This is a genomic window from Pseudomonas congelans (genome assembly GCF_900103225.1).
In the GTDB taxonomy this organism is placed as follows: Bacteria; Pseudomonadota; Gammaproteobacteria; order Pseudomonadales; family Pseudomonadaceae; genus Aquipseudomonas; species Aquipseudomonas congelans.
Genome location: NZ_FNJH01000001.1, coordinates 537,352 through 556,894 on the forward strand (window position 1 = coordinate 537,352; position 19,543 = coordinate 556,894).

The window sequence follows — 19,543 nt, forward strand, 5'->3', positions numbered from 1 at the left end:
GAATCAGAAGCGGGCTCATGTATAACGCGGAGCAAGGGCACGATAGTTGCCATCCCGAATGTTCATCGTTCCGCACGCTCCGCGTGGGAATGCATTTCGTGACGCTCTGCGTCACACATCCCCCAGCGCCAGAATCGTCGCGACCAGCGCCTGGCCTCTGGGCACCAGGGTGTTCAGTTCCAGGTACTCGCGGTCGGTGTGGACCTTGCCGCCCACCGGGCCGAGGCCGCACAGGGTCGGGATACCCAGGCTGGCGGTGAAGCCCGAGTCGGCGCAACCCCCGGTGAACTCGCCTTCAACGCTGAAACCCAGTTCCTGCGCGAGGCTCTGGTAAAGGCTCAGCAACTCGGTACTGTGCCGGGCTTCCATCGGCAGGAAGGTGGTGGCTTCCAGCAGTCTGGCTGACGTGCCGGGCAGTTCCTCTTCGGCGACGATGGCCTGCACGGCGGCCAGTATTTCCTCCCATTGGCGAAGCTCGATAAAACGCACATCGAGCTTCGCCGTTGCGCTGGGCGCTACCGTGTTGCTGGAGGTACCGCCGCAGATCAGCCCGACATTGGTGGTGATGCCCGCCGCGTAATCAGTCAGCGCATGCAACTTGATCACCTTGTGCGCCAGCGCCTGGATGGCACTGGCGCCGTCGGCATGATTGCCCCCCGAATGCGCCGCGCGGCCGCTGACTTCGATGATCAGCGTGGCACCGCCTTTGCGCGCGCTGACCACATTGCCGCTGGCGCGTCCCGGTTCGGGGTTGAGCACCGCGCGCGCCTGGCGGGCGTAGTGTTCGATATGAGTGCGAGCGCTGGCTGAGCCTATTTCCTCGTCGCCGGTGTAGAGGATCTGCACCGGAAACGGCAGCGGGCCTGCGCGCTTCAAGGCTTTCAGTGCAAAGCAGTTGAGCACCAGTCCGCCCTTCATGTCGGCCACGCCAGGGCCGTAGGCCAACTCGGCGTCCTTGGTATAGCCGCGGGTGGACGTGGTGCCCTTGGGAAACACCGTGTCGCGGTGCCCAAGCAGCAGCACCGGTTTTCCGGGGCCGCCGGGCAACTCGGCGAGCAGTACATCGCCAAACCCTTCGACCGGGATGCGCGTGACGTCGATACCGTCGGCCTGCAAATGCTCGACAAGCAGGTCCCCGACAGCGTCGACGCCGACCTTGTCGTAACTGTTGGAATCGGTATCGACCAGGCGCTGCAGCAGCGCTTCCATCGCCTCATATTGCTCGGCCAGCCACGCGGTAGCGTGCAGTTGTGCCTCATTCATTCACTCAGCTCCTGTGCCCGCTGCTCCCGGGTCAATCTTGCGCCGTCCGTGCCCAGGTCCCAGAACAGTCCGGCCATGATTTGCAGGCTCTCCTTGACCACCGGAGCCAGCAAGTGCTCGTCAGGTGCATGCTGCGAGCACGCCGGGTATGAGTGTGGTACCCAGACTGTCGGCAGGCCCAGCACTTCAGCGAACACGTCATTGGGCAGCGAACCGCCCAGATTGGGCAGCAGCGCGGGTTTCTTGCCCGTGGTGGCGGCCAGCGAATCCAGCGCCCAGCCGACCCACGGGCTGTCCGGCGACAGACGCGTGGCGTGCATTACTTCCATGCGCGTCTGCCGGACCTCGACACGATCGAAGCCATTGGCATCCAGGTGCGCGCGCACGGCGGGGATGAACGCGTTGTAATCGCTGTCGACCACAAAGCGAATGTGACACAACGCGTGAGCCTTGCCAGGAATGGCGTGTACCGGGGCGTCCGGGTTGCCGGTCTTGAAAGCCAGAACGTCGAAGGTGTTCCAGCCGAAGACTTTTTCGCTGAGTGACAGCGCCGGGTTTCCCCAGTCGGCGTCGATGTCCGGATCGCCTGGGCCGCCGCCGACCTCGATATCCGCCAATGCGGCCTTCACCGCGTCGGGGATCGCCTTGGGCATGAGCCCCGCGACTTTCACCCGACCATGCTCATCGACCATGCTGGCGATGGCATTGGCCAGAATGATCCCCGGGTTGGCCAGCAGGCCGCCCCAGTTGCCGGAATGGTGCGCGCCTTCGCGCAGGTTTACCGTCAGCTCGAAGTTGAACACTCCGCGCGAGCCGAGAAACAGGGTAGGGCGTGCCGCTGCCAGGCGCGGGCCATCGGAGGCAATGAAAATATCGGCGGCGAGTTCTTCTGCGTGCGCCTGGCAGAACGCGCTCAAGCCAGGTGAGCCATCTTCTTCGCCCATTTCCAGAAGCAATTTGACGTTGAAACCCAGCTTGCCGTCGCGAGCCTTGAGGGTTTGCTCCAGTGCCGTCAGGTTGATCAGGTGCTGGCCCTTGTTGTCGGCGGTGCCGCGTCCATACCAGCGCTCGCCACGTTCGATCACCTGCCACGGCGACAGGCCGGTCTGCCACTGCGCGTCATAGCCGCGCACCACGTCCCCGTGCCCGTAACTGAGCAGCGTCGGCAGTTCAGCGCCTTCGATGCGTGTGGCGATCATCAGCGGGCCGCGTCCGGTAACCGGGTTGTCATGCACGGCAACGCTGAAACCCAGACGCTCGACATGCGGGGTGATGAACTCATGAAGATAACGATACAGCTCGGGCAGGCTTTCGGCCTCCTGGCTCTGGGTCGGGTAGGAAACGCTTTTGCCGAGCAGGGCGAAAAAGGCGCCGTTGTCGAACTGTTCCGTGACGTTTTCGATGGCGTGCGAACGGCTACTCATGAGGGCATCTGCTCCAGAGGTTTCGAGGTGTCGTGCAGGTGGCAGCGAACGGTTCCGCCTTCCATGCGGCCAATGGCCGGGGCTTTTTCCTTGCACACCGGCATGCAGGCCGGGCAGCGCGGATGAAAGGCGCAGCCGGCCGGCGGCGACATGGGGTTGGGAAAAGTGCCGTGCAAACCCAAGTCGGGAATGCCCAGATGCGGGTCCGGGGTCAGCACCGAGTCGAGCAACGCCTGGGTGTAGGGATGGCCGGGTCTGGCGAACAATGATTCGCGGCTGCGCTCTTCGACGATCCGCCCCAGGTACATGACCGCCACGCGGTCGGCCAGATGTTCGATGACGGCCAGGTTGTGGCTGATCAGCAGGTAAGTCAGGCCGAATTCCTGTTTGAGGTCCTGCAACAGATTGAGGATCTGCGCTTGCACTGAAACGTCCAGCGCCGAAGTCGGTTCGTCGCAGATCAACACATCCGGGCGCATCACCAGCGCCCGGGCAATCGCCACACGCTGGCGCTGGCCACCGGAAAGCTGGCTCGGGTAACTGTCGATCACGCGCTTGGGCAAGCCGACCACGTCCATCATCGCTTCGGCGCGCTGGCGACGTTCGGCCGGGGTGCCAATGCCATGCACGATCAGCGGCAGTGTGACGATCTCGCACAGGGTCTTGCGCGGGTTGAGTGACGAGTAGGGGTCCTGAAAGATCGGCTGAATGCGCCGCGCCATCTCCTTGCGGTCGGTACCGGCGAGGTGCTTGCCGTTGACCAGTACGTCGCCGCTGCTGGGCGCAAGGAGACCCAGCAGCATCTTTGCCAGGGTACTTTTACCGCAGCCCGATTCGCCGACCAGCCCGAGTGTCTCGCCGCGCATCAGGCGCAGCGAAACGCCATCGACGGCTTTGAGCGTGGCATTGGGTTTGAAAAAACCACGACTGATGCTGAATTCGCGGCGTATATCGCACAGTTCCAGCGCGATGTCTTTCTTGACGCTGGCAGTCGGAATCTGTTTCACGGCGGTATTCATGACGGTACGCCCTCACGGTGAAACACAGGTTCGGCGCCCGCTGCGGCAAACAGGCAGCGAGTCATGTGGTTGTGGCTATTGATCGGCGGGACGTCGTCGGCACAGGCCGGGATCGCTTGTGGGCAGCGATTGCGAAATGCGCAGCCGTGTTGCTCGCCGACCAGACTGGGCACCAGCCCCGGAATCGACCCCAGCGGCTGGCCCGGCTGAGTGCGTCCGGGGATCGGAATGCTCGCCAGCAAACCGCGGGTATAAGGGTGTTGCGGGTTCTCGAACAACTCGATGGCCGGGGCGGTCTCGACGATCTGTCCGGCGTACATCACCGCGACCCGGTCGGCGATACGTGCCACCAGCCCCAGGTCGTGGGTGATGAAGATCACGGCCAGGCCCAGCTCCTTCTGAATGTCGCGGATCAGGCGCAGGATCTGCGCCTGAATGGTCACGTCCAGCGCAGTGGTCGGTTCGTCGGCGATGATTACGTCCGGTTCGCACATCAGGGCCATGGCGATGATCACTCGCTGGCGCAGGCCGCCGGACAATTGGTGCGGATACTGGCGCAGGCGCTCGTCTGCGTTGCTGATCCCGACTTTCTCGAGCATCTGCGCGGCGCGCTGCAGGGCCTCCTTGCGTGACACCTTGCGGTGTCGGGTGAGCACTTCGCTGAGCTGATCGCCAATGCTGTAGGCCGGGTTCAGCGAGGTCATGGGCTCCTGAAAGATCATCGCCAGGCGGTTGCCGCGCAGGTCGCACATCTGCCGCTCGCTCTGGGTCAGCATGTCGATGCCATCCAGACTCAGGGTCGTTGCGGTACGCCGGGCCTTGTGCGGCAGCAGGTCCATGAGCGCCAGCGAGGTCAGGGATTTGCCGCAGCCGGACTCGCCGACGATGCACAGCATTTCGCCGCGCTCGACCTGAAAGTCCAGGCCGCGCACTGCGTGGAGCGTGTCTTGCCCGAGAGGAATCTCGACACGCAGGTTTTCAACATGCAACAGCGCCATGTGCGTATCTCCTCTGTCAGTTGCGCCCGTCGGGCAGGATCAGGTCGCGCAAGCCGTCACCGACCAGATTGATGCCCAGCACCAGCACCATCAGAGCAACACCTGGAATGGCGATGACCCAAGGGGAAAAGAACATGTACGGTTTGCCCTCGGCGATCATCAGCCCCCATGAAGGAATGGGCGGCTGCACACCGACCCCGAGAAACGACAGTGCCGACTCGAGGAGGATCGCGTGAGCCATTTCCAGCGTAGCGACGACGATCAGCGCACCGACCAGATTGGGCAGAATTTCGCTGGCCAGAATGCGCAGCGTCGAGCAACCCAGGGCCTGGGCCGAGGCGACGTATTCGGCGTCGCGAATCTGCTGCACGGCAGCGCGTACCACCACGGCAAAGCGGTCCCAGAGCAGGCAGCCAAGCAGCACGATCACCACTTTCAGCGAGCCACCGATCAGCGATGCAGAGGCCAGCGCGATCATCACCACCGGCATCGCCAGGCGTGTGGTGATCAGGTAGCTGATCAGCGCATCGGTCTTGCCGCCAAAATAGCCGGCCAGCAGGCCCATGATGGTGCCGATGATTCCGGAGATCAGCGCGGCCGAGAAACCGATGAACAGCGAGATGCGTGCGCCGTAGAGCAGGCGCGACAGGTAATCGCGGCCCAGTTTGTCGGTGCCCAGCACGTAGTCCCAGGTGCCGTTGGCCATCCACACTGGCGGTTTCATGCGCAGCATTACGTCCTGCGCATAGGGGTCGTAGGGGGCCAGCCAGGGGGCGAGCAGTGCGCCGAGCAGGATGATCAGCAGCAGTATCGCGCCGATGGCGAAGCCGCGATGCGCGAAGCTGCTGCGTAAGGTGCGCCAGACGCTGCGCGCCGGAGGCTGGTAATCGTTGATCAGCAGCGGCGATGAGGTGGTTGTGCTCATGGGGCCTCCTATTTCACGCGGATGCGCGGGTCGAGCAGTGCATTGAGCACGTCGGCCAGCAGGGTGAGGACGATGTAGATCACCGCGATCAACAGCACGACCGCCTGCACCACCGGGAAGTCGTCACGGGCAATCGCGTCCCAGGCCAGTTGGCCAATGCCTTGCAGCGAGAAAACCGTTTCGATGACCACCGAACCGCCGAGCATGAAACCGAATTCCACGGCGGCGAGGGCCACCACCGGAATCAGCGCGTTGCGCAACGCATGCTTGAACAGCACGGTGGCAGGGCGCAGGCCCTTGGCCCGCGCAGTACGGATGTAATCGGAGTTGAGCACGTCGAGCATGCCCGCACGGGTCAGGCGCATGATCGCCGGCGTGGCGTAATAACCGAGGGCGATGGCAGGCATCACGAAGTGCGCCCAGGTCGAATTGCCTGATACCGGCAGCCATTTCAGGGTGACTGAAAACACCACGATCAGCATCAGTGCGAACCAGAAACTCGGCATGGCCTGACCCAGTACTGCGATGCTCAGTGCCAGCCGATCAATCCACGTGTCGCGTTTCACCGCGGCCAGCACACCCAGCGGAATGGCAATCAGCAACGCAATACTCAGGGCCATTGCGCCCAGCCCGAGCGTGATCGACAGACGTGAGGCGATCAGGTTGTAGACCGACTCCTGAAAGAAGAACGAGTCGCCCAGGTCAAGACGCACCACGTCGGCGAGCCATTCGAAATACTGCGTCACCAATGGCTTGTTGAGGCCGTACTGCACACGGATCTGTTCGATCTGCTCGCTGCTGGCTTCCGGCCCGCCGATGGCAGTGGCCAGATCGCCGGACAGGTGCAGCAGGGAAAAGCTGATCACCGACACGGTAATCGCTACGCACAGGGCAATACCCAGGCGGCGCAAGAGAAATCCGAACATGGCAAGTGACCTTGTGTTCAGGGGATGACGGGGTGGCTGACCCTGCTGCAAGGCGCGGCATGCGCCTCACAGCCAGGTTCACCGACTGGCTCGGGCAAGGCTTATTTCCAGCTCGACAGCACGAAGCGCGGCAGCTCGTCCGGGTAAGGCTTGAAGTTCAGGTCCGAGACATAGGCGTAGTTCATCGAGTAGTTGAACAGTGGCGCCCAGTAGGCCTGCTCGCTGATGCGCTGCAACGCCTTGCGGTAGTTGTCCTTGCGCACCTGTGGGTCCAGCGCGTTGTCGGCGGTCTGCAGCCAGCCCTGGACTTGCGGGTCCTTGATGTTGTCGTCAGGGTTGCCCTTGAACCAGGTGCCGGCCGACGCCGAGGTGTCGAGGATCGAGAACGAGCCCCAGGCCTGGAACGACATCGGTACCTTGCCGCCGCGCTGCTGATCACGCAGGGCTGCGTATTTCAGGTAACGCAGCTTGGCGTTGATGCCCACGGCGCGCAGGTTGCCGATGATGGCTTCCACGTAATCGCGGTCGCGGTAGGCGAAGATTTCGGTTTCAAAACCGTTCGGGTAGCCGGCTTCGGCGAGCAGCGCCTTGGCCTTCGCCGGGTCGTAGTTGTAGACCGTGGCGGCGGTGGTGTCGCAGCCGAACTGGCCAGGGTAGCAGGCGACTTGCAACGGCTTGCTTTCGCCACCGACCAGTTGCGAGGCCAGGCCGTCACGATTGATCGCGTAATTGATCGCCTGACGTACCTTCAGGTGCTTCATCGGCGAATCGGCGCTGGAGGTGCCGCGTGCATCCAGAATCAGAAAGCCGATGCGCATGGTCGCACCGCTGGTGACCACCAGATTGGGCATGGCCTTGAGGTTTTCCGCCTGATCCGGCGCCACTCGCCAGGTCCAGTCGACGCCACCGGTCATCAGCTCGGCCAGACGCGTTTCGGCATCGGCGATCACGCGAAAGTTGATGTGACCTATCTTCGGCTGACCCTGGGGGCTGTCCTTGAAGTAGTCCGTGTTCTTGTCCATCTTCACGCCTTCGCCGGTGGCGATGGCCGTGACCTTGTAAGGCCCGGTGCCGATCGGCTTACGACTGAACCCAGCCATGCCGACTTGTTCGAAATACTTTTTCGGAAACATCGGGACAGCGTTGGAGAGGTATTCCAGCGCAGGCGGGAAGGGCTTTTTCAGGTGCAGGCGGACGCTGTAGTCACCGAGTTTCTCGGCGCTCTTGATCCAGTCGACGTTTTGCACGGTGACCACCTTGGACTCGGGGGACACCACATAATTGAGGGTGAACACTACGTCATCTGCGGTAAACGGGTCGCCGTTGTGAAACTTCACACCCTGGCGCAGCTGGAAATCGATTGTCGTATCGTCGACCTGTTTCCAGCTGGTGGCGAGCATCGGTTGGTATTCGCCATTGTCCGGGTTGCGATAGACCAGGTTGTCCCAGATCAGACGACCGAGGATCACGCCTTCGCGCAAATCGTTGTGATAGGGGCTGATGTTTTCCGGTTCGCTGTCCGAGGCGTAGACCAGTGTGTCGTCAGCCTTGCCGGCCAGGACGGAGAAACTGCTGAACAGGCTCAATAGCGCGATGCTGCGAGCGAAACCCTTGATTCCCATGCCGTCGTCTCCAAAAGGCGAAGTGGATGTATCAAAGGGCAGTGGGTCGCAAATGCGAGAAGGAAGAAGCAACGAGGTCGCAGTGTTCTTTTGATTGGCTTCTTTTGATGAGTTGCGCCTCGACACGACTCTAGGCAAAGCGTATCAATGCCACAAGCACAATATTTCGAACCTTTCATTGCTGAAAAGGCAACGCAGGAGCATCGATGCAACTCTACGGCGTACAGTCCACAGCCTTGCGCTACTTCCTCGAAGTGGCGCGGTGCGGATCGATCAGCGAAGCCTCGATCCGCCTCAATGTCGCGTCTTCGGCAGTCAGTCGACAGATCAGCAAACTGGAGCGGGAGCTGGATGCTGTGCTCTTCGAACGTCAGGCGCGCGGCATGATGCTCAGCGAGGCGGGTGTTCGTCTGGCGGCCTATGCGCGCAAATCACAGCTTGAGGCCGAGCAGGTGGTGCTGGAAATCACCGAGCTGCAAGGCTTGCAGCGTGGTCATGTGCGCATCGCCTGCTCGGAGGGCTTTGCCCTGGATTTTCTGCCGCAGTGCATTGCGCGCTTTCGGCGGCAGTACCAGGGCATCCATTTCTCGATGGAGGTCTGCGCCCCGGCGCAAGCCACCGAACGGGTGCGCTCTGGCGATGCAGACCTGTGCCTGACCTTCAGCCTGACGCCGCAGAACGAGATCAAGGTCGAGCACATCCACAGCGGCGCGATCTGCGCAGTGGTCAGTCATAACCATCCGCTGGCCGCACGCAAGGAGGTCACGCTGGCTGAACTTCAGCCTTACGCCATCGCCCTGACCAACACCGACACGACCTTGCGCCAGTTGTTTGATATCTGCTGCGGCGTGCAGGGCCTGCTGTTCGATCCGGTGCTGACCAGTAACTACATAGGCGCGTTGCTGCGGTTTGTGCGGGAGGAGGGCGGAATCAGCCTGTCCAGCGAGATGACGCTGGATAAACGCGCCCATGAAAAACAGCTCAAATCGCTGCCGATCAGCGACGATGGCATGAAGGCACGGCGTATCGAGTTGCAAAGCATGGCCGGGCGCAACCTGCCGGCGGCAGTCGCCGCCTTTCGGGATTTTCTGATCGAGGAGCTGGCAAAGACCTGAGCCGCTGGCGGTATTGCGAGGGCGCGGTGCGGGGTGGGTAACGTTTGGTTGATGAAGTTAACAATCATGATGTTATAGTGTAACGAATTTATGGCCGTGCACTGTACGGCTGTGAACCGCCAACATCAGGCTTCGCCCACGTGGTGAAGTTCGCCAACGAGACGAACGACGCACATGAACAAACCTCTCCCGGATGTTGCCCTGACGGAAATTTCCCCGGCGCTGGTGTCACTCGACTGGGTCGGCATGCAAGGTGTGGAGGTGCCGATCAGACTGGCTGAAGCGAGCATTCGTCACCCGGTTCACGCGCATGTCGATCTGCAGGTCGATCTGGCCGACCCGAGCGTCAAAGGTATCCACATGTCACGACTCTATCGGTTGCTCGACGGCTATGCCGAGCGCCAGATCGTCAGTCCCGATACGCTGGCTGCCTTGCTGGAAGCCATGGTCGAGAGTCACCTCGACTGCCACTCCAGTCACGCCCGTCTGACGCTGAGCTTCAATCTGCTGTGCCGGCGGCCGGCATTGATTACCGAAGGGCTCAGCGGCTGGAAATCCTACCCCGTTAAGCTTGAGGCTACCTGGCATGCCGGCCGTCTGTGCCTGGACAGTTCGGTGGATGTCACCTACTCGTCCACCTGTCCGTGCTCGGCCGCATTGTCTCGCCAACTGCTGGAAGAGGCATTCGCGGCGCGCTTCGGCAGGCAGTCGTTTGTCGATCCGATGCAGGTCGCGAGCTGGCTGCGCGAAAACGCATCGCTTGCCACGCCGCACAGCCAACGCAGCGTTGCGACGGTGAAGGTGCGGGTGTCGGAGCAAGCGGCTGAACTGGGCCTGATGACGCTGATCGACAGTGTCGAGCAGGCGCTGGGCACTCCGGTACAAACCGCCGTCAAGCGGGCCGACGAGCAGGCCTTCGCGCGGCTCAACGGCCAGAACCTGATGTACGTCGAAGACGCCGCGCGCAAGGTCCAGCAAGCACTCGAAGGCCGCTATGCAGCCTCCAGCGTCAGTGTCCGTCACTTCGAAAGCCTGCATCCGCACGATGCCGCTGCCCAGACTTCCAATTACCTGTCCTGAGGTTTCATTCCGTGATCCGTAAAAATCCTTCCGGCCATCTGCCGGTCATTGCCGAGTCCGCCTACATCGATAAGACCGCGATCATCTGCGGCAAGGTGATCATCAAGGACAACGTGTTTGTCGGCCCCTACGCCGTGATCCGTGCCGACGAAGTCGATGCCAGCGGAGACATGGAACCGATCGTCATCGGTGCCAATTCCAACATTCAGGACGGCGTGGTGATCCATTCGAAATCAGGTGCTGCTGTCACCATCGGCGAGTTCACCTCGATCGCCCACCGCTCTATCGTGCACGGACCTTGCATAGTCGGAGACCGTGTGTTCATCGGTTTCAATAGCGTGTTGTTCAATTGCCAGGTCGGCAACGGCAGCGTGGTCAGGCACAACTCGGTGGTCGACGGTCGCGATTTGCCGGAGCACTTTTACGTGCCGTCCACCACCCGGATCGGGTCGGGCACTGACCTTTCGCAATTTCCGCCGGTGAGCATTTCGGCTTCGGAATTTTCCGAAGATGTGGCGCATACCAATATTGATCTGGTGTGCGGCTACAAGGCGCTTCAGAACGAGTTCTGACTCATTACACCTTCGACTCATTGCACTTCCGCCCACGGATCTGGATCTTTCATGACAACAGCTGTTCACTCAACCCGGGCACCCGCATCACGGCTGCGCTCGATCGATGCTCTGCGCGGGCTGATCATTCTCTTCATGTTGCTGGACCATGTCCGCGAAACGTTCTTCATGCACCATCAGGTCATCGACCCGATGGACGTCACAACCACTGCGCCCGAGCTGTTCTTCAGTCGGACGCTGGCGCATTTGTGTGCGCCTCTGTTCGTCCTGCTGACCGGGCTTTCGGCGTTCCTCTATGGCGAGAAGCACCAGGGCAAAACCGACGTTGCGGCGTTCCTGCTCAAGCGCGGTCTGTTTCTGATTGCGCTGGAGTTCACGCTGGTGAGCTTTGCCTGGACCTTCCAGTTCCCGCCGACCATCATCTACCTGCAAGTGATCTGGGCCATCGGCCTGAGCATGGTCGCGCTGTCGCTGATGGTGTTCCTGCCGCGCTGGGCACTGGTGCTCATCGGTGTGCTGATCATCGCCGGGCATAACCTGCTGGACACGCTGCATTTCGGTGTCGAGTCGGCCATGCACGTGCCGTGGGCGATTCTGCACGACCGTGGCTGGATCGAGGCTTCCGATAACCTGCGCTTGCGTACGTCTTATCCGTTGTTGCCGTGGATCGGCATCATCGCACTGGGCTACGCCGCAGGCCCCTGGTTCTCAAGCAGCTACGATGCGGCGAAACGCCGTGCGAATCTGTGGAAGTGTGGGGCAGGGGCGTTGCTGGGCTTCGTGGTTCTGCGCCTGATCAACGGCTACGGTGAAAAGCCGTGGAGCGTCGGCGACAGCGGTATACAGACGCTCATGAGCTTCTTCAACATCACCAAATACCCGCCCTCGCTGCTGTTCATCTGCCTGACGCTGGGGATTGGTCTGTTGATCCTCATCGCCTTCGAACGCGGTCAGGAAAAAAGCGTTTTGCGGCCGCTGGTGGTGCTCGGTTCGGCGCCGATGTTTTTCTACCTGCTGCACCTTTACATGCTGAAGATCCTTTACCTGATTGCCTTGGCGATCTGGGGGACCAATCAGGGCACCTACTTCGGCTTCGACCACATGTGGGGTGTCTGGCTGACGTCGGTGGTACTGGCCATACTGCTGTTCCCGGCGGTGCGCTGGTTCGCTGCGCTCAAGGCACGTCGTCGGGATATCAGCTGGCTGAAATACTTCTAGTCCCCGCAACAGCGGTACGCCTGCAGGCGTACTGCTTCTCGCTTGGCGTCAATCTCCGTGCGCCCCGTAGTTCATGATCGACAGCAGTTTGATCGGCACTTGCACCAGTTGCTCGGGGCCATGGGGAATGTCGCCGTCGAAGGTCAGGCTGTCACCGGCCTGCATCGGATACAGCTGGTTGCCATGACGGTAGATCAGTTCACCTTCCAGCAGGTGCAGGAACTCCGTGCCTGGGTGTGAGAAGGTCGGAAACTCTTCGCTGGCATCGTCCATCGTCACCATGTACGCCTCGAAACTCTTCTTCGGCCCACGGGTATGGTTGAGCAGGTGATAGGTGTGGCCTTTCTCGGTGCCGCGCCTCACCACTTCGAGTCCTTCATCGGCCTTCACCAGCAGGGCGCTGCTGCCTTGCTGGTCGTACTGGCTGAACAGTTTGGACATGGGCATGCCCAGCACGTCGCACAGGCGGCTGAGGTTGTCGAGGCTGGTCGAGACCTGCGCGTTCTCGATCTTGCTCAGCATGCCCTGGCTAATACCGGCAATGCGCGCCACGTCGGCGAGCTTCAATTCCTGTGCCTGGCGCTGACGCTTGATCTGAATGCCCAGGTACTGTTCGAGCTTCAATTTCGGATGAGGGTCGGTCGGCATATTCATCGGCTTTGCACACTTTCCGTTCAATAATTTTTATTTCGCACTGGGAATGTGCGTTTCGCTACGGCCGTGGCGCTGCCGGATTGCAGATTATTCCCAGAGGGAAAACGAGTTTCCCATATAAACAGCTGAATTACCCCTCCTGAGTCGCCTCGTTTAACTGGCATACCAAACTGGCAAGCGGCTTGCATTCCTAAAGGGAAAGTAACTTTCCTGTTCGGAATATATCCCGAAAGGCAGTGAATAGCGGTCCTTCCCTGAAACGTTTTGCTTTTGCCAGGAGACACGTCCCATGTTGCCACCCGAAACACAACGTCTGATCGAACAGCACGGCATCAAGTACGTACTGGCCCAGTTCGTCGACATTCATGGTTCGGCCAAGACCAAATCGGTTCCTGTGACAGGTCTTGAAATGGTTGCAGAGGACGGTGCCGGCTTTGCCGGTTTCGCAATCTGCGGCATGGGCATGGAGCCTCACGGGCCGGACTTCATGGCCAGGGGCGATCTGTCATCGCTGACACCGGTGCCGTGGCAGCCGGGCTATGGTCGGGTGGTGTGCATCGGGCATGTGGATGGCAAACCCTGGCCTTATGACAGCCGTTATGTGCTGCAGCAGCAGGTCGAACGCCTCAGCCAGCGCGGCTGGACCCTCAATACCGGCCTGGAGCCCGAGTTCAGCCTGTTCAAGCGTGATGTCACCGGTAGCCTGCAGATGGTCGATGCCAGCGATAACCTCGACAAGCCGTGCTACGACTACAAGGGGCTGTCGCGTTCTCGCGAGTTTCTCGAGCGCCTGACCGAGGCATTGCAGCCGGTGGGTTTCGACATCTATCAGATCGATCATGAAGACGCCAACGGCCAGTTCGAGATCAATTACACCTACAGCGAGGCCATGGAATCGGCCGACCGTTTTACCTTCTTTCGCATGGCCGCCGGTGAGATCGCCAATGACATGGGCATGATCTGCTCGTTCATGCCCAAGCCCGACCCCAAGCGTGCCGGCAATGGCATGCACTTTCACTTGTCGATCGCCAGTGCCAGCAACAAGAACCTGTTCCACGATGCCAGCGATCCCTCCGGCATGGGGTTGTCGAAGCTGGCCTATCACTTTGCCGCGGGCCTGCTGGCTCACGGCCCTGCGCTGTGTGCCTTTGCCGCACCCACGGTCAACTCCTACAAACGCCTGGTGGTCGGCAATTCACTGTCGGGCGCCACCTGGGCTCCGGCCTTCATTGCCTTTGGTGCCAACAACCGCTCGGCGATGGTGCGCGTGCCCTACGGCCGCCTGGAGTTTCGTCTGCCCGACGCTGGTTGCAATCCGTATCTGGTCAGCGCCGCGATCATTGCTGCAGGGCTGGACGGCATCGACCGGCAACTGGAGATCGATCACGTCTGCAACGAGAACCTCTACAAATTGAGTCTGGAAGAGATTGCCGCACGGGGCATCAAGACCCTGCCGCAGTCGCTCAACGAAGCCTGCGATGCGTTGCAGGCCGACCCGCTGTTTGCCGAAGTGCTGGGCAGCGAAATTGTCGACGAATTCATCCGCCTCAAGCGCATGGAGTGGGTGGAATACAGCCGCCACGTGAGCGACTGGGAAGTGAAACGCTATATCGAGTTTTTCTAGCTGCACGTTTCAGGCTTCCAGCTGCAAGAAGAAGCTGGATTGCGGCGTATTTGATTTTTCTGTCTATGCGGTTGGCTTGCAGCTTGAAGCCTGCCGCTCCCGAACAAGGTGAGGCTTATGTGCGGAATCGTTGGTTTGTATCTGAAAAACCCGGCGCTGGAGTCGCAACTCGGCAAGTTGTTCGAGCCGATGCTCGAAGCCATGACCGACCGCGGACCGGACAGTGCAGGGTTCGCCATCTATGGGGATGAAGTGGCGCAGGGCTGGGTCAAGCTGACCTTGCAGGCCACCACCGAACAGTATGATTTCACAGCGCTGATTACGGCGCTGCAAGGCAGGTTGAACGCGCCGCTGGACTGGTTTCAGAACGCCAGTGCCGTGGTGTTGAAAATTCAGGCAGAAGAAGCTCCGGTGCGCGCTGTGCTGGCGGAATTGGCACCCACCGTGCGCATCATGAGTGCCGGTCAGAGTATCGAGATCCTCAAGGGCATGGGCCTGCCGCGGGAGATTTCCGAACGCTTTGGCCTGGCGTCGATGCAGGGCAGTCACATCATCGGCCACACCCGCATGGCCACCGAAAGCGCCGTGACCATGGAAGGCAGTCACCCATTCTCGACGGGCTCCGACCTGTGCCTGGTGCACAACGGCTCGCTGTCCAACCACTTTCGCCTGCGCCAGAACCTGCGCCGCGAGGGCATTCACTTCGAGACCGACAACGACACTGAAGTGGCCGCGGGTTATCTGGCCTGGCGTCTGCAGCAGGGCGACAGCCTGAAACAGGCGCTCGACAAGTCGCTTGAAGACCTCGACGGCTTCTTTACCTTCGCCATCGGCACACGCAATGGTTTTGCGGTGATTCGCGACCCGATCGCCTGCAAACCGGCGATCCTTGCCGAAACCGATGACTACGTCGCCATGGCCTCGGAATACCAGGCGCTGTCCAGCCTGCCGGGGATCGAAAACGCCAGGGTCTGGGAACCGGTCCCGGCCACCATGTACATCTGGGAACGCGAGCCAGCCGAGGGAGCACGCCCATGAAAACCGTCGATCTTTCCAGCGCCACCGTGCGTGATCTCAATCAGGCCCTGCACGATCAGGCCAAGCAATTGCAGGACCGCGAATGGCTGGTCACGCATCCCGATGGCGCACATAACCTGGCGGTCGGCGTCAACGAAGCCATCTCCGTCGATATCCAGGGCCACGCGGGTTACTACTGCGCGGGGATGAACCAGAAAGCGTCGATCACCGTGCACGGCAACGTCGGTGTCGGCTGCGCGGAAAACATGATGTCCGGCGCTGTGCGGGTCAAGGGCAGCGCCTCGCAGGCGGCCGGCGCGACAGCACATGGCGGCCTGCTGGTGATTGAAGGCGATGCCGGGGCGCGTTGCGGAATTTCCATGAAAGGCATCGACATCGTGGTCGGCGGCAGCATCGGCCACATGAGCTGCTTCATGGGCCAGGCCGGGCGGCTGGTGGTCTGTGGCGACGCCGGCGATGCGCTGGGCGACTCGCTGTATGAGACGCGGATCTACGTCAAAGGCAAGGTCGAGTCACTGGGCTCTGACTGCATCGCCAAGGAGATGCGTGAAGAGCATCTGCAGGAGTTGCAGGAGTTGCTCAATCGCGCGGGCTTCAACGAGAAGGCAGCGGATTTCAAACGCTACGGCTCGGCCCGTCAGCTGTACAACTTCAAAGTCGATAACGCCTCCGCGTACTGATCCAGGAGCATTACCATGAGCGACCCTATTAGCCACAAACCTGCTCCAGTCCTGCGCGAGTCGGCCACTTTCGATCGCCTGACCATTCAGGAAATCCAGCGTGCTGCGGAAACCGGCATCTACGACATCCGCGGTGGCGGCACCAAGCGCAAGCTGCCGCACTTCGACGACCTGCTGCTGCTCGGTGCCAGCGTGTCGCGCTACCCGCTGGAAGGCTACCGCGAGAAGTGCGGCACCGACGTGGTGCTCGGCAATCGTTTTGCCAAGAAGCCGTTGTATCTGAAAATCCCGATAACCATTGCCGGCATGAGCTTCGGCGCGTTGTCGGCCAACGCCAAGGAAGCACTGGGCCGTGGCGCGACCATCGCGGGGACCAGCACCACCACCGGCGACGGCGGCATGACCCCGGAAGAGCGTGGCCAGTCGCAGCATCTGGTCTATCAGTACCTGCCATCGCGCTATGGCATGAACCCGGACGACCTGCGCAAGGCCGATGCCATCGAAATCGTGCTGGGGCAGGGCGCCAAGCCTGGCGGCGGCGGCATGTTGCTGGGCATGAAAGTGACCGAACGTGTCGCCGGCATGCGTACCTTGCCGGTCGGCGTCGATCAGCGTTCTGCATGCCGTCACCCGGACTGGACCGGTCCTGACGATCTGGCGATCAAGATTGCCGAGATTCGCGAGATCACCGACTGGGAAAAACCGATCTACGTGAAAATCGGTGCCAGCCGTCCTTACTACGACGTGAAACTGGCCGTGAAAGCCGGCGCGGACGTGATCGTGCTCGACGGCATGCAGGGCGGTACGGCGGCGACTCAGGAAGTGTTCATCGAACACGTCGGCATCCCGATTCTGCCTGCCATCCCGCAGGCCGTGCAGGCGCTGCAGGAAATGGGCATGCACCGCAAGGTGCAGTTGATCGTCTCCGGCGGCATCCGCAACGGCGCCGACGTAGCCAAGGCCATGGCACTGGGCGCCGATGCGGTAGCGATCGGCACGGCGGCATTGATAGCGCTGGGCGACAACCATCCGCGCCTCGACGAAGAACTGAGAAAGATCGGTTCGGCAGCGGGTTACTACGACGACTGGCAGAACGGCCGCGACCCGGCGGGCATCACCACCCAGGACCCGGAACTGTCCAAACGTCTCGACCCGGTCGAAGGTGGTCGGCGGCTGGCCAACTACCTGCGCGTACTCGTCCTCGAAGCCCAGACCATGGCCCGCGCATGCGGCAAATCACACCTGCACAACCTCGACCCGGAAGATCTGGTGGCACTGACCGTCGAATCAGCAGCCATGGCCCGCGTGCCCCTGGCCGGGACATCGTGGATTCCGGGTTCAGGGTCGGGTTACTGACGCCATAACGTGCTTTCGAACGCGATGTACTGACTGACGCCATAACGTGCTTTTCGATCACGATGGCACAGACGACGCAAATTGCGACGTAAGTGACGGCTGAGTCCTGGCGCTGATCCGGGGGTAGCCTGGCAGGACGCCAGGCTAGCCGCACCGGGCCATGGATGGCCCGTTGCGGCGACCCCCGGATCAGTGACAGGGCGAAGGAACCCGACGAAGTCGGGCCGGAAACGGAGCTGCGGGCTTTGCCTACTTTGGCCCCATCAAAGTAGGTCGCCGAGGGGCGAAAAGGTGACCTGAGTCGAACCCCAATCCACCTGAAAAAGAAAAACCGCTGTGTGACGCGGAACGTCACGAAAGGCATTACCACGCGGAGCGTAGGAACGAGCGTCGCAATGTGATTTTTGATCACGTTGGCCCCCGCGAGAATTGAGTGCATCCCCACGGAGTGCACGACGATGAACCTCAAGAGGCCGAAGAGTCTCGCCTGTCCCAATGACCCTCTTTGCTGCCAGACACTTTCCATTCATTTGCGGGAGCTTTGAACATGGTCAATCGTCTACACGGCAAATCCCTTACAGCTTTACTCGCGCTCGGCGCCTTTGCTCCGATTGTGCAGGCAGCTGACGCCCCCGTTCTGAACACCGGCAGCACCGCCTGGATGGTCACCGCAGCCGTACTGGTGCTGTTCATGTGCCTTCCGGGGCTGGCACTGTTTTACGGCGGTCTGGTACGGGCCAAGAACATGCTGTCGTTGTTCACCCAGTGTTTCGGTATTGCCGGGGTCGTGGGCGTGTTGTGGGTCATCTACGGCTACAGCATGGTGGTGGACACCAGCAACATGGTCGAAGGGCAGGTGAGTTTCAACAGCTTCGTTGGCGGCCTGAGTCGTGCGTTTCTGGCCGGCATGACGCCGGACAGTCTGGTTGGCGACATTCCGGAGGGTGTGTTCGTGACCTTCCAGATGACCTTCGCCATCATCACGCCGGCACTGATCGCCGGGGCCTTCGCCGAGCGCATGAAATTCTCTGCGGCGCTGCTGTTCATGGCGCTGTGGTTCACCCTGGTGTATGCGCCGGTTGCCCATATGGTCTGGGGCGGGGCGGGTGCGTTGATGCACAACTGGGGCGTGCTGGATTTCGCCGGCGGCACCGCAGTGCACATCAATGCCGGTGTCGCGGCACTGGCGGCATGCCTGGTATTGGGCAAGCGCAAGGGTTATCAGAACACCCCGATGCCGGCGCACAACCTGAGCCTGACCATGGCTGGCGCGGCGATGCTCTGGGTCGGCTGGTTCGGTTTCAATATCGGTTCCGGTGGCGGGCTGAACGGCACGTCCGGCATCGTCATGCTCAACACGCAAGTGGGGGCGTGCGCCGGGATACTCGGCTGGATGTTCACCGAGTGGTTCAAGGTCGGCAAGCCCAGCGCCCTGGGTCTGGCAAGCGGTGCATTGGCGGGTCTGGTCGGCATCACCCCGGCGTGTGCCTACGTCGGAGTCGGCGGGGCACTGGCGATTGGCGTGCTGTGCGGGGTGTTCTGCTACCTGAGCGTGACCGTGCTGAAGACACGCCTGGGCTATGACGACAGCCTCGATGTCTTCGGCCTGCATGGCATCGGCGGGATGATCGGTGCAGTGCTGACCGGCGTGTTGTGCGTCCCCTCACTGGGCGGCCTGGTACCTGATGTCAGCATGGCGGCCCAAGTGATTGCCCAGATCAAAGGCGTGCTGTTCACCACCGTATACTGCTTCGCGGTCAGCTGGATCATCCTCAAGGCCGTCCAGGCACTGATCGGCCTGCGCGCGCATGAATCAGTGGAAGAAATGGGCCTGGACCTGGCCGAGCATAACGAGCGGGCTTACAACCATTGAGAGGGCTGTCGTGCCCATAATAAAAGCGCCTTTTAATCGCGATGGCACAGACGACGCAGAGTGCGACGTAAGTGACGGCTGAGTCCTGGCGCTGATCCGGGGGTAGCCTGGCAGGACGCCAGGCTAGCCGCACCGGGCCATGGATGGCCCGTTGCG

17 protein-coding genes are annotated in these 19,543 nt (G+C 61.2%); 9 read left to right on the plus strand and 8 right to left on the minus strand.

Features of this window, described 5'->3' with window-relative positions; all coding sequences use genetic code 11:
* Window positions 1-111: 111 nt before the first annotated feature.
* The 7 genes from BLR20_RS02310 to BLR20_RS02340 all read right to left on the minus strand — a co-directional run bounded on the left by BLR20_RS02310 (window position 112) and on the right by BLR20_RS02340 (window position 8,177).
* Window positions 112-1,263, minus strand: coding sequence for a M20 family metallopeptidase (locus BLR20_RS02310; protein WP_074594335.1), 1,152 nt, complete (start codon window positions 1,261-1,263; stop codon window positions 112-114).
* Window positions 1,260-2,687 carry a M20 family metallopeptidase gene (locus tag BLR20_RS02315; protein ID WP_074594337.1) on the minus strand — a complete coding sequence of 476 codons (1,428 nt, stop codon included), beginning with the start codon at window positions 2,685-2,687 and terminating at the stop codon, window positions 1,260-1,262. Before BLR20_RS02315 ends, BLR20_RS02310 begins: the two co-directional genes overlap by 4 nt.
* Entirely contained in the window at window positions 2,684-3,706 is a 1,023-nt protein-coding gene (locus tag BLR20_RS02320) for an ABC transporter ATP-binding protein (RefSeq protein ID WP_074594339.1), read from the minus strand. Before BLR20_RS02320 ends, BLR20_RS02315 begins: the two co-directional genes overlap by 4 nt.
* Window positions 3,703-4,704, minus strand: coding sequence for an ABC transporter ATP-binding protein (locus tag BLR20_RS02325; protein ID WP_032614677.1), 1,002 nt, complete (start codon window positions 4,702-4,704; stop codon window positions 3,703-3,705). Before BLR20_RS02325 ends, BLR20_RS02320 begins: the two co-directional genes overlap by 4 nt.
* 16 nt (window positions 4,705-4,720) lie before the next feature.
* On the minus strand, window positions 4,721-5,629 hold the full coding sequence (locus tag BLR20_RS02330; protein WP_032614679.1) for an ABC transporter permease: 909 nt from the start codon (window positions 5,627-5,629) through the stop codon (window positions 4,721-4,723).
* A gap of 8 nt (window positions 5,630-5,637) precedes the next feature.
* The gene (locus BLR20_RS02335) at window positions 5,638-6,555 is read right to left on the minus strand and encodes an ABC transporter permease (RefSeq protein ID WP_003348343.1); all 918 of its coding nucleotides are present in this window, start codon (window positions 6,553-6,555) and stop codon (window positions 5,638-5,640) included.
* A 101-nt stretch (window positions 6,556-6,656) separates the two neighbouring features.
* Complete coding sequence (locus BLR20_RS02340) at window positions 6,657-8,177, minus strand: ABC transporter substrate-binding protein (protein ID WP_074594341.1); 1,521 nt, start codon at window positions 8,175-8,177, stop codon at window positions 6,657-6,659.
* A gap of 206 nt (window positions 8,178-8,383) precedes the next feature.
* On the opposite strand from BLR20_RS02340, the gene BLR20_RS02345 reads away from it, so the two are divergent.
* From BLR20_RS02345 to BLR20_RS02360, 4 genes are all read left to right on the plus strand, one after another.
* The gene (locus tag BLR20_RS02345) at window positions 8,384-9,292 is read left to right on the plus strand and encodes a LysR substrate-binding domain-containing protein (protein ID WP_003408081.1); all 909 of its coding nucleotides are present in this window, start codon (window positions 8,384-8,386) and stop codon (window positions 9,290-9,292) included.
* 174 nt (window positions 9,293-9,466) lie between these two features.
* A complete protein-coding gene (gene folE2, locus BLR20_RS02350) occupies window positions 9,467-10,372 on the plus strand; it encodes a GTP cyclohydrolase FolE2 (RefSeq protein ID WP_074594344.1) in 906 nt (301 codons plus the stop codon).
* 11 nt (window positions 10,373-10,383) lie between these two features.
* Complete coding sequence (locus BLR20_RS02355) at window positions 10,384-10,944, plus strand: gamma carbonic anhydrase family protein (protein ID WP_074594346.1); 561 nt, start codon at window positions 10,384-10,386, stop codon at window positions 10,942-10,944.
* 51 nt (window positions 10,945-10,995) lie between these two features.
* Window positions 10,996-12,162 carry an acetyltransferase domain-containing protein gene (locus BLR20_RS02360; protein ID WP_074594349.1) on the plus strand — a complete coding sequence of 389 codons (1,167 nt, stop codon included), beginning with the start codon at window positions 10,996-10,998 and terminating at the stop codon, window positions 12,160-12,162.
* Between the two features lie 48 nt (window positions 12,163-12,210).
* Here the strand turns inward: BLR20_RS02360 and BLR20_RS02365 are convergent, their stop codons facing one another.
* Window positions 12,211-12,816: a helix-turn-helix domain-containing protein gene (locus BLR20_RS02365; protein WP_003423969.1), complete on the minus strand. Its 606-nt coding sequence runs from the start codon at window positions 12,814-12,816 to the stop codon at window positions 12,211-12,213.
* Window positions 12,817-13,105: 289 nt separating this feature from the next.
* Between BLR20_RS02365 and glnT the strand changes: the two genes are divergently transcribed.
* The 5 genes from glnT to BLR20_RS02395 all read left to right on the plus strand — a co-directional run bounded on the left by glnT (window position 13,106) and on the right by BLR20_RS02395 (window position 19,387).
* The gene (gene glnT / locus BLR20_RS02370; RefSeq protein WP_010434809.1) at window positions 13,106-14,440 is read left to right on the plus strand and encodes a type III glutamate--ammonia ligase; all 1,335 of its coding nucleotides are present in this window, start codon (window positions 13,106-13,108) and stop codon (window positions 14,438-14,440) included.
* A gap of 117 nt (window positions 14,441-14,557) precedes the next feature.
* Window positions 14,558-15,478 (plus strand): class II glutamine amidotransferase, encoded by a 921-nt coding sequence (locus tag BLR20_RS02375; protein WP_074594351.1) that lies wholly within the window; start codon window positions 14,558-14,560, stop codon window positions 15,476-15,478.
* Window positions 15,475-16,158, plus strand: coding sequence for a GltB/FmdC/FwdC-like GXGXG domain-containing protein (locus BLR20_RS02380; protein ID WP_032614689.1), 684 nt, complete (start codon window positions 15,475-15,477; stop codon window positions 16,156-16,158). The genes BLR20_RS02375 and BLR20_RS02380 overlap by 4 nt, the downstream gene beginning before the upstream one ends.
* A gap of 15 nt (window positions 16,159-16,173) precedes the next feature.
* Window positions 16,174-17,514, plus strand: a complete 1,341-nt coding sequence (locus BLR20_RS02385; protein WP_010434814.1) for an FMN-binding glutamate synthase family protein — start codon at window positions 16,174-16,176, stop codon at window positions 17,512-17,514.
* Between the two features lie 547 nt (window positions 17,515-18,061).
* Window positions 18,062-19,387 carry an ammonium transporter gene (locus BLR20_RS02395; RefSeq protein WP_054994015.1) on the plus strand — a complete coding sequence of 442 codons (1,326 nt, stop codon included), beginning with the start codon at window positions 18,062-18,064 and terminating at the stop codon, window positions 19,385-19,387.
* Window positions 19,388-19,543: the final 156 nt, after the last annotated feature.